Origin of the sequence: uncultured Pontibacter sp. (assembly GCF_947502515.1) — a bacterium.
Classification (GTDB): Bacteria; Bacteroidota; Bacteroidia; order Cytophagales; family Hymenobacteraceae; genus Pontibacter.
The window spans coordinates 402,063-416,911 of sequence record NZ_CANNAI010000004.1; the positions used below are offsets into that span (position 1 = coordinate 402,063).

15 protein-coding genes are annotated in these 14,849 nt (G+C 47.2%); 4 read left to right on the top strand and 11 right to left on the bottom strand.

The annotated features are described in order from the left end of the window. Positions 1-81: 81 nt before the first annotated feature. From Q1A54_RS13035 to Q1A54_RS13045, 3 genes are all read right to left on the bottom strand, one after another. Positions 82-1,005 (bottom strand): DNA cytosine methyltransferase, encoded by a 924-nt coding sequence (locus Q1A54_RS13035; protein ID WP_299988818.1) that lies wholly within the window; start codon positions 1,003-1,005, stop codon positions 82-84. Continuing rightward, positions 1,002-2,192, bottom strand: a complete 1,191-nt coding sequence (locus tag Q1A54_RS13040; RefSeq protein WP_299988821.1) for a HindVP family restriction endonuclease — start codon at positions 2,190-2,192, stop codon at positions 1,002-1,004. Before Q1A54_RS13040 ends, Q1A54_RS13035 begins: the two co-directional genes overlap by 4 nt. Before the next feature lie 129 nt (positions 2,193-2,321). Then, positions 2,322-3,554 carry a phage integrase SAM-like domain-containing protein gene (locus Q1A54_RS13045; RefSeq protein ID WP_299988824.1) on the bottom strand — a complete coding sequence of 411 codons (1,233 nt, stop codon included), beginning with the start codon at positions 3,552-3,554 and terminating at the stop codon, positions 2,322-2,324. 599 nt (positions 3,555-4,153) lie between these two features. On the opposite strand from Q1A54_RS13045, the gene Q1A54_RS13050 reads away from it, so the two are divergent. From Q1A54_RS13050 to Q1A54_RS13060, 3 genes are all read left to right on the top strand, one after another. Next, positions 4,154-5,977, top strand: a complete 1,824-nt coding sequence (locus tag Q1A54_RS13050) for a site-specific DNA-methyltransferase (protein WP_299988827.1) — start codon at positions 4,154-4,156, stop codon at positions 5,975-5,977. A 9-nt stretch (positions 5,978-5,986) separates the two neighbouring features. After that, positions 5,987-6,553: a hypothetical protein gene (locus Q1A54_RS13055; RefSeq protein WP_299988829.1), complete on the top strand. Its 567-nt coding sequence runs from the start codon at positions 5,987-5,989 to the stop codon at positions 6,551-6,553. Between the two features lie 173 nt (positions 6,554-6,726). Then, on the top strand, positions 6,727-7,233 hold the full coding sequence (locus tag Q1A54_RS13060) for a phosphoheptose isomerase (RefSeq protein WP_299988832.1): 507 nt from the start codon (positions 6,727-6,729) through the stop codon (positions 7,231-7,233). Positions 7,234-7,294: 61 nt separating this feature from the next. Here Q1A54_RS13060 and Q1A54_RS13065 read toward each other — a convergent pair whose 3' ends face one another. From Q1A54_RS13065 to Q1A54_RS13085, 5 genes are all read right to left on the bottom strand, one after another. Next, complete coding sequence (locus Q1A54_RS13065; protein WP_007657988.1) at positions 7,295-7,720, bottom strand: cytochrome c; 426 nt, start codon at positions 7,718-7,720, stop codon at positions 7,295-7,297. Next, positions 7,704-8,393 (bottom strand): SCO family protein, encoded by a 690-nt coding sequence (locus tag Q1A54_RS13070; RefSeq protein ID WP_299988837.1) that lies wholly within the window; start codon positions 8,391-8,393, stop codon positions 7,704-7,706. Before Q1A54_RS13070 ends, Q1A54_RS13065 begins: the two co-directional genes overlap by 17 nt. Beyond that, positions 8,380-8,808, bottom strand: coding sequence for a hypothetical protein (locus tag Q1A54_RS13075; protein ID WP_299988840.1), 429 nt, complete (start codon positions 8,806-8,808; stop codon positions 8,380-8,382). The genes Q1A54_RS13070 and Q1A54_RS13075 overlap by 14 nt, the downstream gene beginning before the upstream one ends. 166 nt (positions 8,809-8,974) lie before the next feature. After that, positions 8,975-9,403 (bottom strand): DUF2267 domain-containing protein, encoded by a 429-nt coding sequence (locus tag Q1A54_RS13080; RefSeq protein WP_230392021.1) that lies wholly within the window; start codon positions 9,401-9,403, stop codon positions 8,975-8,977. Between the two features lie 144 nt (positions 9,404-9,547). Next, on the bottom strand, positions 9,548-9,877 hold the full coding sequence (locus tag Q1A54_RS13085; protein WP_299988845.1) for a DMT family protein: 330 nt from the start codon (positions 9,875-9,877) through the stop codon (positions 9,548-9,550). Between the two features lie 446 nt (positions 9,878-10,323). Between Q1A54_RS13085 and gyrB the strand changes: the two genes are divergently transcribed. Further along, complete coding sequence (gene gyrB, locus Q1A54_RS13090) at positions 10,324-12,282, top strand: DNA topoisomerase (ATP-hydrolyzing) subunit B (protein WP_196115559.1); 1,959 nt, start codon at positions 10,324-10,326, stop codon at positions 12,280-12,282. An 84-nt stretch (positions 12,283-12,366) separates the two neighbouring features. Here gyrB and Q1A54_RS13095 read toward each other — a convergent pair whose 3' ends face one another. The 3 genes from Q1A54_RS13095 to Q1A54_RS13105 form a co-directional block, all read right to left on the bottom strand. Then, a complete protein-coding gene (locus tag Q1A54_RS13095) occupies positions 12,367-13,122 on the bottom strand; it encodes a type II CAAX endopeptidase family protein (protein ID WP_299988850.1) in 756 nt (251 codons plus the stop codon). Positions 13,123-13,289: 167 nt separating this feature from the next. Next, complete coding sequence (locus Q1A54_RS13100; protein ID WP_299988853.1) at positions 13,290-13,751, bottom strand: DUF302 domain-containing protein; 462 nt, start codon at positions 13,749-13,751, stop codon at positions 13,290-13,292. Positions 13,752-13,755: 4 nt separating this feature from the next. Continuing rightward, positions 13,756-14,835, bottom strand: coding sequence for an acyloxyacyl hydrolase (locus Q1A54_RS13105; protein ID WP_299988856.1), 1,080 nt, complete (start codon positions 14,833-14,835; stop codon positions 13,756-13,758). Positions 14,836-14,849: the final 14 nt, after the last annotated feature.

Below are 14,849 nucleotides of genomic sequence, written 5' to 3' on the forward strand. Positions count from 1 at the left end.
AAATGTTATTCATTAATAAAAGAGGGAATAAAAAAAGAGCAACCATTGTAGTTGCTCTTTTAATTTCTTGCAAGATGTTATTTATGCTTCTTGTTCTGCTACCTGTTGGTTCAATACTCGGGTTCTGAATAATTGAATACAGTTGCCTACAAAATGGCCTAGTTCTACAGGAACAGCATTCCCCAACATCTGTTCAACAGCAGACTTAGTACCATTGAATACAAAATCAGGAGGAAAGGTCTGAATCAATGCTCTCTCTTCAGTAGTCAGAGCTCTAACTAGACCTCTGTCGTGTGTTTCATCACCTGGATGGAATTGATAATTAGGTGGTATAGGCCGATTCACTCCGCGGATTGTTGGACTAGGCTCGTCTATACTGAAAATACCTCTTCTTGCGTAGCTACGCGGGTGGCGGTAATAAAAGTCCGTACCTAATTGGTCTCCTAAGTAGTCACGAACAGTCATAGGTATATCGGCTTGCTGTTCTTCGATTATATCTCTCAAAAAGTCATCAGGTTCGCCTAATCTACCTATTAAAATGTAGCGCTTTCTACTTTGTGGTACTCCACACAAGCTTGCGTCAAGTACAGTGGCTGTTAGACCGTACCCCGCTCGTCTGAATATTTCAAGAGCCTGAACGAGAATACCACTTTTTGTAATCCTCTCAACATTCTCCATTATGAACCACTCAGGACGAATTTCACTTATTATCTCCGCATAAGAAAGAGTAAGGTCAGCTCTTCCGCCGTTTTCATTTCGCTGACCAGCACTAGAGAAATCTTGGCAAGGGGGCCCCCCTGCAATACAATCAGGTCTGTGTTGTCTGAAAACTTCGAAGTCAATTTCGCCAGACAGGTCCAATTCGAACATCGGATGGTCGAAATTCTCTCTGTATACATTTGCTGCTGCTGTCCAATTATCAAAGGCCGCAACAACATCTAAACCAGCGCGCTGTAAGCCTAAACTAAGGCCACCGCAGCCAGCAAACAAATCTATTACTCTCATAAACGGTCAAATATATCTGACGAATTTACGAGAACCGCGTCAAACCGCCGCTCTGGGGAGAGCATTTTTTCTCCGCCATTTTGTATAATGTTCTTTATGTGCTCTTTAGTAATTCTAGGCTTTGTAAGCTCTGCGCCGCCCATTAGCAGAGTGGTTACTCTACCACTGGTAGAGAAGGCTTTGTCATTTTTAGTTTTATAACTAAGCTCTTGGAAAATCATTTTCGGGTCGAATTTCCCGGACATAGCAAAATTGTATATCATAAAGAACAGATGTATTACTGCTCTAGAAGGCCTGTCGATATTCGACGTTGGGTCTGCTGGTATAGAATACTCGGTCTTAAGGAACAACTTAGTAAAGGCCAGCTCGCTCCATACAAATACGTCCAAACAGTTATCGTCTATATTAGCAGTCTTGCCCTTAGTTTTCCAGATTGGCTGTATGATTGCTGGCTTCTGATTGGATAGATTGTCCTCAAATATGGAATGTAGAATTTCTGCCATTTGAGGCAAGATAGGATTAACTTGAACAGCTTCTTTATAATTTGCAACATTACCAAAACCTCCCTTGCCGAAGTACTTTTGTAAGTCTCTATGTCGACCATTGTAAATATGGGCTATACTGCAGGCTAAGAAAATGATGCTAGGTGTTCTAATTACCAATTCACATCCCCATTGATTTTCAGGTAAGTGGTGAGTTGATTCATCGGGTAGGGTAGTGAGTTTGATTTCAAAGCCGGAATAGATTTCATCTGTGTGCCTATTGGACAGCATTAAATCTACTTTCGGAGTTTGATTATCAGTTACATAATCCTTATAAGGCTCATACGATTTCTCAAATGAATAGAAAAGATCATCAGATGTAGGATCAACTCCAAATAGCTTGGATGATTCAATCTCCTCTTTTACTAAAGTACCCTTAGGACCTAGCTTCAAGTAAACACAGGGAACACCTATATGACCCATATAAGCTACTAATGAAGCGGGGAAAGCCGAATTAAACTTGTTCTTACCCCAAGCATCGGCCTTTGTAAAGTCCCTGGATGAATGCTTTATTCCAAAAAGCGATGGTTGTATAGAAGGAATAACTTTCTCAGCTTCTTCTTCTTTTTCCGCCGCAATTTCAATTTCGAGATCTAGTTCCTTAGAATTTACGTCTTGTATTTTACCCATTTCGCTGCCTATCAATTTTTAGAAAAATAAGCAGAGCTAAATAGATATGCAAGAAGCTTGATGTTTTATTCTTATATATTCTAAAAAAAGAATAACCTACTTTTTTGTTAGTAGAATCTGATGATTGGTTGTAATTAAGTATTATTATACAAGTGTCAGGCTAGATCGAACCATTTTATCTTTTAAAGATGATGCTTCAATCTTCAGGTAAATCTTTAGGATCTTAGCATCCTTGCTTCCAATCATCTCCAATATCTCAGACTCAGTATAGCCGTTCGCAAAGGAGTTGGTAATAAAGGAGCGGCGTCCGCAATGCAGTGTAGTTAGGTTACTCTTTAGAGCGGTAAACTCAAATTCCTCCCGTAGCTTATAGCGTCTGTAGATAACATTTTCATCTACGCCGACTTCCTTAAGACACTGTTTGATAGCCTTGTTCGCAGCCTGTTCGGTAGCTATTCGCATATCAAAGCCGTAGCGGTTCAGTATTTCTAGCATCCGCTCGCTTACAGGCACTTTCGCGGAGCCCTTCGTTTTCTTGGTAGTCGTATAGATAATTCCGTCCTCTATCTTCCACAACCTGGAGCGGAAGACGTCCGAGATACGGAACCCTGTATCACAGGCCAGCACAAACAGGTCTACATACTTTCTCCTGCCTTTATCCCAATTATGGTTGTATAGTAGGGTGAGTTCCTTGGGAGTGAAATAGACAATCTCCTTTTCCTCCGTGTAGATTTTAAACTTACGGAACGCAGGGTTGACTGCAACGCCCATTTCATCTGCACACCACTTCAAGAAGGTTTTAAGTCTCTTTATTATGGAGCCAAAGAAATTGTTGTAGTTGTCCTTCTCATAAAGGTAGTAGTGGGCAAGGGTTGAGTAGAACGCTTCAGTCATTTGTGAAAACTGTAAATCGTATTTCTTGTCAGCAGCAAACAGTTTCATACTGCTTACAAATGCCTTTCTCTGCTTAAGGGTGCCCGGTTCTATGTGGGATTTATTATGCTCCAGGTACAGGTCGAGCATTTCAGTAAAGCTTGTTTCCTTTTTGGTTGGCTTTTCCTGCTCGGCTGTAGGTTGCTCTCTATATAGTATAGGTTGGCTGCCCGCTTTGTACTGCGCTTTTACCAAGTCAATGGTCGGGTCCAGTCCTGAAAGCAGAATCCTCTTGGCGCATTCCAGCAGTTCGGACTTCGTTTTCTCAATCTGCAGGTTGGTCAGGTCGTCGCCTATGGCGTAGCCTTTCTTCTTGTTCCACTTCGTTATCAGGACGCTCAGGCCCAGCGGTACCGGGAAATACTTAGTTTTGTGGGTGTACCAGACGTATACTGGTGCCTCTTCCTTGTCTTTGTAGGGGCGTAGAAATGCTTTTACTTTCATCGCTTATATGGTTTTAAGCGAGTGTAGCAGATTCAGACGGAACCGCTGCGGAGTTTTGTGTGGTTATTTGTGAAGTTTTTACAGGGTAAACACACTCAAAAAAATCCTGACTAGTACAACCCAAGAATTATAATATTCTCACAGTCAGAGTATTATCAAAAAAATATCTAAAAATTAGGGGCTTATTTCGAATCCAAACGGGATCACTTCAGTATCAAGCACTTATAAGGTAAAACTTATAAGTGCTTTTTTTATTGCAGACGGTTTCAGAACTATTGATATACCCGGCTCTCTCAATAAAACAGCTTTCTGTCTCAAAATCAACTTAGAAAAGATGGGTGACTGTTAATATTAGAAAACTTCCTTTCCTTCATCTCCCCTTTATTCCTTATCTTCAAGTTTTGCCTCCAAAAGCCAGAGGTAAAACAATAGCAGATTCATTTTACAACAAAGCACAGGATATGTCTGATGCTAATAAGGTGAGTAAGGACTTAGACTTGAGGTTCTTTATCAGATCATCCAGATCATCATTAGGATCAGAGCTATGCTTAGTTGAGGGTTGCCTGATGGCATACTGACCAGATTAATACAATATTATAATGAACGGAGACTCCAATAGTATTTCGGAAGACCTGCTTTCTAAACTGAAGGCGCTAATACCTGTGGCCTTTTTAGAGAATAAGCTGGATGTAGCGCAGCTGAAGCAATTGTTGGGGGAGCACGTGCATACAGACCCGGAGGCATATCAGTTGACCTGGGCAGGCAAGGCAGAGGCCTATAAGCAAGTTCAGGAGCCTTCGACCGATACACTTATACCTATACCGGAAGATTCAATCAACTGGGAGAAAACGAAGCATGTGTTCATCGAAGGGGATAACCTAAAGGTGCTGAAAGTGCTCCAGAAGGCTTATGCTGGAAAGGTAAAAGGTATCTATATCGATCCACCATATAATACGGGTTCCGATAGCTTCATCTACGCTGATAACTTTGCAGGAAAAAATGGCCGTTCTCAGTCCGACCGTAGGAAAAACGGTCATTCGAACTGGCTTAGCATGATGCTGACAAGGCTGTCGCTGGCCCGCCATCTGCTGCGTGAAGACGGTATAATTTTCGTGAGCATCGATGACAATGAATTGGCCAACCTGAAACTGGTGATGGACGAGGTGTTCGGGGAAGAGAACTTTATCGATTACTTTTCCTGGGCAAAGTCTGAAACGCCTGCCAACCTGAGCAAAAAGAGTAAAAAAGTAGTGGAGTATGTGCTCTGCTACCAAAAAAATAAGAACGGCGAGAAATTCAAGGGCATCAGGAAGAATAGTACCAGTTCCAACGGATTGCTGAACCAGTCAAATAAAGCAGGAATATTGACCTTCCCGGCGGATGTAGTTATTACGCGTCTAAAGGATGGCCTGCTACAGAAAGGCAGTTACGGAACGGACAGCTATGCTATTGAACTGCTCGAGGACACCGAGGTAAAGGACGGTGTGTTTGTGAAGCCTGTTATACTGAAGGCTAAATTCAAATGGTCTCAGCCGAAACTGGATGAAGAAATAAGCAAAGGTACCCGGATCAGTATACCGACGATCAAGCTCAGTCCTTCTTATGAGAAGCTGGTGTACGACAAAGAGGTGCCACCTAACCTGATCAATTCAAAGGTCGGCGTGGGTACAAACGAAAACGCCAGCGCCCAACTGGAAGCTTTGTTTGGCGCGAAAGTGTTTGACTTTCCGAAACCACCCAGCTTGATCAAGTACTTGCTAGGCTTCTCCGACGATCCGGATGGCATTTTCATGGACTTTTTTGCTGGTTCGGGTGCCACTGCCCAGGCCGTGCTCGAAATGAACCAACAGGATGGTGGCAACAGGAAGTATATCTGTGTGCAGTTGGATGAGCAGATCGCCCCATCGGCTAAGGCCTACCAGCAGGGCTTCAGAACCATCTCCGAGATCACCAGGAAAAGACTGCTGTTGCTACATGAAAAATTGCAGGGACAGGAGGAGACGGAGGCCATCGACACAGGTTTCAGGTATTTTAAACTAGCCCCTTCCAGTTTCAAAGCCAGGCGTGGAGAAGGTAGCAGTAATGAAAATGAGCAGGCAAAACAGCTGACCTTATTTAAGCAGGTAGAAAAACAGAAAGAGCATTCAGAACACATGCTGTGGGAGCTGTTGCTCAGGTCAGGTATACCGTTGACCGCTGCTATAAACAAAGTGCTCGTCGGTGATACGGTACTGTATGAGGTTGCGGAGGAAGGGCTCCTGTATGGGCTGGATAGGATCAACGAAGAAGTCCTTCGGAGGGCGATCGAGCTGAAGCCCAAAGCCTTTATTTGTCCGGATACGTTATTCCAGCTGAACGAAATCGATAAGACCAATTTACAACTAACCTTGCAGGACATCGGTATTGATTTTAAATCAATCTGATGAAATGCAATGCTGGTACAAAACTTCGACTTTGACGTTAACCTTGCCATAGCCCGGCAATGTGCGGCTGATATGGTCAGCAACGGCCTGTACTCCCGCTTCGGCCTTTCTGAGAAAGAGCGCCTCGAGAAGGCGGTGCTGGGATGCATGGGGGAGTATGCTTTCGAACACTGGCTTAAATCCCTTGGCTATACCTACGAGGTTGATCGTGCCGGCTTCGAAAACAGAAATTCGGATGCGTTCGACTTTTTGATTGGCGGCTGCAAGATAGATGTGAAAGTTGCGAAAAAATCAACTGACAGGGCGCCTAATGACAACTGGACCTATGGTTATCCGCAGGAGCAAAAGCCGGCTTCCAAAGATTATGTGATTGTGGGTTGGGTGGATTTTAGCCGAAGAGAAGTAGGGTTTTACGGCTGGATAACAGGGAAAGAAATCAGCTGTTTTCCGGTGGTGACAAAGAATGCCTTTGCCGGCTACACCTACCGGACGCCTAACCATGAATTCAGATGGGGAGCCCTGCACAAAAACTTCGAGCGTTTCTTCCAAGGCATTCTGCAGAGCAAGGAGGCTTAAGATCGCCGGTAACTGGTGCTACTCCCTCAGGTATAAGTGAGCTCCTTCAAAGTGCAGATTTGACTTCTGTAGAATTATACTAAATTTGCGCCCCGCCTCAACAGGTGAGCTGCATTTTCCGTTAGCATATACCTGCAAGTATAACGCTAACACCCTTAAAGCCTGAATTGAACATGACAATCGACACCTTAGATAAAACAGCCCTTTTCTCAGAAACAGAACAGCAATTAAAACAGCAACACTTTAACATCAGCAGCCAGGACCAGGATCGTCCCTGGGGCGGATTTTTTGTGATCGACGAAGCGCAGGCGCAGGACTTCGCCAACACCTATTTCGACAACATGTCGGTAGATGAACTGAAGATATCCGGCAAGTTAAGTCCGAAAATATTGCTGGTAGCACCTCACAAGCGACTGAGCTGGCAGTACCACCATCGCCGCGCCGAAATATGGAAAGTGGTGAAAGGGACAGTAGGAGTTGTGACCAGCGACACAGATGAAGAAGGAGAGCTGAAAGTGCTAGGCACCGGTGACCTGATTACCCTGCGTCAGGGAGAACGTCACCGCCTGGTAGGCCTCGATGAATGGGGCGTACTGGCTGAGATCTGGCAACACACCGATGCGGCCAATCCTTCCAACGAAGATGATATTGTGCGTGTGCAGGATGACTTTGGCCGGTAAAACCTGTATTTGACAGGTATAGAAAGGGCGCTGCAGCTTAACTGCAGCGCCCTTTTTATTTTTATTGCTCCAGCAAATGGCGACATTTAAGCAGCTGCTTCTCCACTTCCTGTATGGTGAAGCGCGGGTTGCTGTTGCCGAAGTTGGTCTGCACGTAGTTGAGGATGTTGGTGATTTGCCCTTTGTTCAGGTGTTCAAAACCCGGCATGCCCTGGTTGTAGTTTTTACCATTCACGACAATGTTGCCCGTCTGCCCGTGTTGAATGATGCAAGCCAGCTCGTCGCGGTGGTTCTCCAGGTAGTCGGCACCCGCCAGCGGCGGGATCAGGTTGCGGAGCCCGCTGCCGTCGTCCATGTGGCAGTTGGCGCAGTACTGGGTATAGAGCTTTTCTCCTTCGTTTTGCTTGTCTGTATAAAAGCACTGGGTCAGGGTGAGTAAAGCGGCTATACCGGCAGCATAGTGCAAGAATTTAGTTTTTATCAGCATCCTTCTTTTTCTTTTTAGGCAAAAGGGCCGGTATGTCACGGATCAACCGATCGACCTGGGCTGGGTCGGTGCCGTCGTAAATGCCGCGAACATGGCGGTTTTGGTCCACGAGCACAAAGGCGCCACTGTGCACGAATCCACCGGGCTCTTCCTCGTCTTCCATCGCCGACACCATGTACTGCATGGCAATGCTGTAGATGCTGTCTTTCTCGCCGGTCACAAAATGCCACTTGTCGCTGTTCACCTGCAGGCGGTCAGCGTAGTCACGCAGTACGGCTACTGTATCGTGTTTCGGGTCGATGGTATGGGACAGGAGCATGACCCTTGGGTCGTCCTCAAAAGCTTCGTAGATGCGCAGCATCTGGCTTTTCATCTTAGGGCAGATGGTCGGGCAGGTCGTAAAGAAGAAATCGGTGACGTATACCTTGTCCTGCACGGTGAGGCTAGTCACCACCTGGCTGTCCTGGTTAATGAAAGCGAAGTCAGGTATGCGGTGGTATACCGTATCAGTCATCTGCTGGCCGTCGACTTCACGCTGCACCAGCTGTCGCTCGCCCAGATAGGGAAGCGAGCCTGCATCAGAGGACCGTTCCTGCGAACAGGCCTGCCAGCTGAGTACAGATAGGCCAAATAGTAAGGCTGAAAAAAAAGTACTTAGTTTATTTCTTTCCATAAGTAGCAAAAGTTTCCTGTGCGTGAGTGATGGTGCTGTCCATCAGTGATTTTACCCGTTCCATTTTCTGGTGTTCGGCATTCAGGTATAGCATCGCCTGCTGGTGTGCCAGCGTGTCGGGAGCTTTGTACTGGCGCATCCACTCCATCATAGCTTCATCGGCCTGGTCCAGCTCCTGAATACGGCGCGTGAGCAGGCTAATGGTCGCGGTGTCGGCAGATTGTGCCTGCAGCGTATCGCGGAGGCTGGTGAGGTTGCGGCGCAAGCGGTAGATCTTACTCATGTCGGCCATGGCCTCGTCGTGCAGGTCCATTACCTCTGTTTCCAGGGCCTGCTGTCGCTCCGCTTCACTGGGGCCGCCCTGGCAAGCAAGCAGGGTGAGGGGTAAACTTAGGTATAGCAGCCACTTTTTCATCGTTTAGCTGATAAGGTTTGGTATAAGAACAGGTATAGCTGCAAAGGTATAGGATATGGCAGAATAATGGCCCCTCAGGTGCTAAGTTTTGGGCAATTCCCTGTGGGCGGACATTAAAAAGCCCGGCACGGTGGCCAGGCATTGGTTTAGGTTAAGTTTGTTTTTTTTAGGCAGGCACAGCCAATTCAGAGTGCAGGGCGTGTGCCACCTGGTTGTACTGCCCTTCGGAGATGCGGCTGCGCAGAAACTTCATTACATCCTGAAACGCATAGTGGGCGTGCTCCAGGGTCGGGAAATCAGCCATATCGGCAAAAGCATCCTTAGAGCGAATAAACTCCAGCCATTCTTCTTCATGGCGTATGCGGACGGGCTCTTCCCGCAGTGTGAAGCCATCAAAGTAAATACCTTTCCAAACGATTGGAAGCTGGGCCGCCAGGTGTATGGCTTCTCCGGCAGGAATACGGTCGCGGATGGCGTGCAGCACTGCTCTGAAGATGCGGGCAGCTTTCAGCTCGTCTTCTATACCCAGGTAGTCGCAGAGCTCGTGTAACCAGGTCTTTGCCTCCTTCTGATAATTCTCAAAATTCATGGACATGTTTACCTCCTTTTTTATGGTTAAACATCATGTACTCTGTTGTTTACAACGAAACAGCCAGGCGAGGGTTATCAGATAATAGGGAATGTGAACCTGTTCAAGCCAGCCTGCCTGAAACGATGGTTAATACCTTATAAAATTCAACTACCACTTATTAAATACAAAGAACACGGCCAGCAGGATGAAGATGAAGCCAACTATGTAATTCCATTTCACCTCTTCACGCAGGTATAGCACCGAGAAGCCTACAAACACGACCAGCGTGATGACCTCCTGTATGGTTTTGAGTTGGAAAGTTGTGAACTGTCCGTGGCCGATCCGGTTGGCGGGCACCTGAAACATGTACTCAAAAAAGGCAATGAACCAGCTCACCAGGATCACCTTCCAGAGCACGGTGTCTTTGAACTTCAGGTGACCGTACCAGGCGAAGGTCATGAAGATATTGGAGATAAGGAGGAGTATAATCGTTTTCATGCCCGAAATTTAACATAAGGCGCATTCAAGACGGCAGAAAATTTAAGCAACCTTCGCAATGCCGAGTCAGTATGTTCGTTTACAACACGATGCAATGCCTGACTGAGCTATGAAAAAAACCGGGTCGGCCTTCGAGTCGCCCCTAAGGGCAAAGTAGACGAAAAGCGAGTAAAATCACTTACGTCCATCTGCCGATATATTTTGCATTCGACTTGATCAGAAAGACCGCCTCCATAAGAGGTGGTCTTTTTGTGTTTTTAAGGTATAAGTATTTGTGAAACAGGCACTAATGGGCTTTCGTTTTTGTTTAAATCAAGGTGTGCTTCCTGCTTCTACCTGATGGGATCACAGGTATGCAGCTATCGGTGTAAAGTACTGCTCCGAAAAGCATAGATAAAACGAAATAAATTGGTAATTTTACCTATTCAATCTACCCATATACACACATGAGTGAAGTAGAAGAAAAATCATTAGCAAACGATTATTCAGCAAATAGTATTCAGGTGCTGGAAGGACTCGAAGCCGTGCGCAAGCGTCCTGCCATGTACATTGGCGACATTGGTATCAAAGGCCTGCACCACCTGGTGTGGGAAGTAGTAGACAACTCGATTGACGAGGCCCTGGCCGGTCATTGCGACACGATCAATGTTACCATCAATCCGGAAAACTCTGTTACCGTGTCTGACAACGGACGTGGTATTCCAACGGATTTCCACCAGAAAGAAGGCCGCTCAGCTTTGGAGGTGGTAATGACGGTACTGCACGCGGGTGGTAAGTTCGATAAAGACACTTACAAAGTATCCGGTGGTCTGCATGGTGTGGGTGTATCGTGTGTGAACGCACTGTCCACTGACCTGCACGTAACGGTGCACCGCAAAGGCAAGGTATTTGAGCAGCACTACAACATCGGTGTGCCTGCCTACCCGGTTCGCGAGATCGGCACGACAGATAAGACTGGTACAACAGTAACGTTCCAGCCTGACGCTTCGATCTTTACTACCACAGAGTATAAGTATGACACCATTGCCAGCCGTCTGCGCGAACTCTCGTTCCTGAACAAGGGCATCCGCATTAACCTGACGGATCTGCGTGAGACTGGTGAGGACGGACAGCCACTTTCTGATTCTTTTTACTCAGAAGGCGGTCTGAAAGAGTTTGTGGCTTACCTGGACGAGACGCGTGAGAATCTGATTCCGGAGCCAATCCATATTGAAAGCGAGAAAAACGGCGTGCCTGTAGAGATCGCCTTACAGTACAATACTTCTTATACTGAGAACATCTTCTCGTATGTGAACAATATCAACACCATCGAAGGTGGTACACACGTTGGTGGTTTCCGTCGTGCTCTTACCCGTACCTTGAAGGCTTATGCAGACAAGTCAGGTATGCTGGACAAGGTGAAGATTGACATTGCCGGTGATGACTTCCGCGAAGGTCTGACTGCCGTTATTTCGGTGAAAGTGCAGGAGCCACAGTTTGAAGGACAGACAAAAACCAAACTGGGTAACTCCGATGTAGGGGGTGCTGTGGACGTGGCAGTAGGTGAGATGCTGAACGAGTTCCTGGAAGAGAACCCGAAAGAGGCCCGTATCATCGTGCAAAAAGTGATTCTGGCTGCGCAAGCCCGTAACGCAGCCCGCAAGGCCCGTGAAATGGTGCAGCGCAAGAACGTACTTTCCAGTACCAGCTTGCCTGGCAAACTGGCCGACTGTTCTGACAATAATCCGGAGAACTGCGAGATATACTTGGTGGAAGGTGACTCGGCGGGCGGATCTGCCAAGCAGGGCCGTAACCGTATGTTCCAGGCTATTCTGCCGCTTCGTGGTAAGATTCTGAACGTGGAGAAGGCGCAGGAGCACCGCATCTACGAAAACGAAGAGATCAAGAACATGATCACCGCCCTGGGCGTGAGCTTCGGAACGTCAGAAGGTGAGAAAGCCCTGAACATGGAGAAGCTCCGTTACCACCGCATCATCATCATGACGGATGCGGACGTGGACGGATCGCACATCCGTACCCTGATCCTGACCTTCTTCTTCCGCTATATGAAAGAGCTGATTGAGAATGGTTATATCTACATCGCTCTTCCACCGCTATACCTGGTGAAAAAAGGTAAAGAGGAGCGCTACTGCTGGAGTGAGCAGGATCGCATCGATGCCATTGCCGAACTGGGTAAGGGAAGAGAAGAAAGTGTGGGCGTGCAGCGTTATAAAGGTCTTGGTGAGATGAACCCGGAGCAGCTTTGGAACACGACTATGGACCCTGAAACCCGCAGCTTGAAGCGTGTAACAATTGAGTCAGCCGCTGAGGCCGACCACCTGTTCTCGATGCTGATGGGCGACGAGGTAGGTCCTCGCCGTGACTTCATCGAGCGCAACGCCAAGTACGCTCGTGTAGACGTGTAATCTATATCTAAGTATAAAACAGCAGCGGCTGATTTCGAAAGAAGGCAGCCGCTGCTGTTTTATGATAGGTTTGTTCAGTACAGGTCAGACACCAGTGCTATACCTGACTTCAAGTGGTTTCCTGTAGAACTCCCAAAGTATTAATAGCACTAACAACAAGCCCCAGCAGCCTGCAAGTATCCAGGTGCTGGTATCACCTGAAGCCGAAGTAGTGCTGAATAGGGTTCTTGTTGATTCGTAGGCAATGTTGGCACCCCAGTGTATCCCGAAGGCAAGCCAGAGTGATTTGGTAATGATTACTGCATAAGCCAGCACCAGGCCTAGTAACATGAGATAGGAGAGGACTGCTGCACCATCACCTAATCGCCAAATGTGATTTAGTACATAGACCAAAGCGGAAAGCAACACCCAATGAATGGGTTTCATATACTTGAACAGATGAGCATATAAATAACCCCGGGTTAGAATGTCCTCCGCAACAGAGGGAACCGCAGTCATCAGCAGGAGCATGGGGACTTGCCCTACAAAGGTTGTGAGGGCTATGCTGGGAACAATGCTTTCATACCCCAACAGAATAGAGAGGTAGAACGATAGGATGAAAAATGTCAGGCCTAGCGACAACCCCACCATGAGCTGTACTAACCATTTAGATTTCAGACTCAAGCCATAGCCCCCAAGGCCTGTCCACCCTTGCGCTCTAGCCAAGAAAAAAGCTGCCACTATAAACCCGATTTTAAACAGGGCCATTATCCAAAAAGAAGAAAAGAACTCGGGAAAATGATAAATGGCGAAAAGAAGGAAAAATCCTGCTGCAAATGAGAGTAGACTACGTATAGGCATAGCTTATTCGAAGAGCCATTAGAAGCTCTTAAGCAGCAATAATAATTTAAAATATAAGTACTTACAACGTGTAGGGAAGAGTAAATTTCGGACAAATGGTTTGTTGATTATTCTTTTGTCAGCTTGTATGCTCATGCACATTTAAAACGCTATCAAATGACTGGCATCTACTTGCTTACCACTTCACTCAGTTTCTCAAACACCTTCCCCATTTTATCCAACACAGCTTGCTGATCGCTTAGTTTGTAGTCTTGCTGCAGGTCGTTGGGATGGCGGTAGCTCAGGTATACCTGGCTTTTTTCATCTTCCCACACCAACAGGCGCAAAGGCAGATCTAAGCCGACACGCTGATCGGCCTGCATCAGATTAGTGCCTACCAGCGGATTGCCGAAAATAAGCACATGCGTAGGCCGGAGCTCCATACCCTTGTCGGCGGCGGCTTTGGCGTGGTCCACTTCCGCCACCAAGTTGATGCCCATTTCCTGTATGGAAGCACGCAGCTTGTTCAGCGTTTCTGCCATACTATAGGCGCTGGGCTTGGTGATCAAATGCTCCGCTTGGGAAGGCTGTGCTATACCTGCACAGGCAGTGCAGATCAACAGGAAAAATACTAATGTAAGGTGTTTCATCTTATTAGAATCTAAAACCGACGCGGGCATCCAGAAAATCCGCCACATGGCGATGAGCCTTCAGGTTGATGCCGTAAAACATACGCCCTCCTGTATGGTACTCTAGGCCCCAGCGCTGGTAAACCGGGTCGCGGGCTTTGTATGGAGAGTATACGTATACTCCAAGCTGCTGATTGAACCGGAAACGACCGATGCGCAATTCGTGCCCCACCAGCAAAGCACCCCGCTGAAAATCACGCCCGTCCTCCTCGTCCTGTAGGTGCTTACGCAAAGTATAGTCTGCTATCCACTCGGCCCCACCAGTTAGCGCACTAATGCGGCCAATAGGTTGGCTCACATAGGCTGCTATACCTAGCAGTGGCAGCTTGCGTGAAGGTTCGTCGTGGCGGTCCTTGCCGGTGCCAAACACGGCTACCAGAAAATTACGCGCCTGCTGCTCCTGCATACTTGCGGACATTTGTCGCTCAGGGAAAGCAGCAGGTCGCAGGGCATAGTTGAGCCCTAGTGTAGCCGAAGGAAAGTTGATGCCCTTGTTCGGCTGTCGCAACCCTCCGTTCGAGATATGTTTGTACGTACCACCGGCCCGCAGCATCCAGCGCTCGCTGAGGCGGTAGTTGCCCATCAGGTTGATCTCGAGTGGAAAACTGATAGCTGTGCTATAAAAGAGATTTTCAGGGTTTGTGTCAGGGTCATAGATGTTGTCCATGTAGGCCAGCCCAGCCCCGAAACGGAAAGACAAACTGAAGCGGCGATGCGCTGATAGAAAAGGCTCTACATACAGGAGCAAGGTATAAGCATTGCCCAGAATGTCAGGATTGTCAAAGTTGTAATAAGCCAGTGCAGCACCCAACCTGGGGTAACCCTGCAGGTACTGCCAGGCACGTTCGTTGGTGAAATGCAGACTAATATCTGCCTCTATACCCCAAGGGTTTGAACCGGAAATATCTCGAATCTCTCTGGAATGTGGAATGATGAAGCCTGTGTGCCCCGTCAGGCCGATGTTGATCGCCGACCGGGTGGAATCGACTTGCCACGCAGCATGTGCCAGTACAGGCTCACATAGTAGCGACAGTACCATAGCCATGTATAATAGCAAGC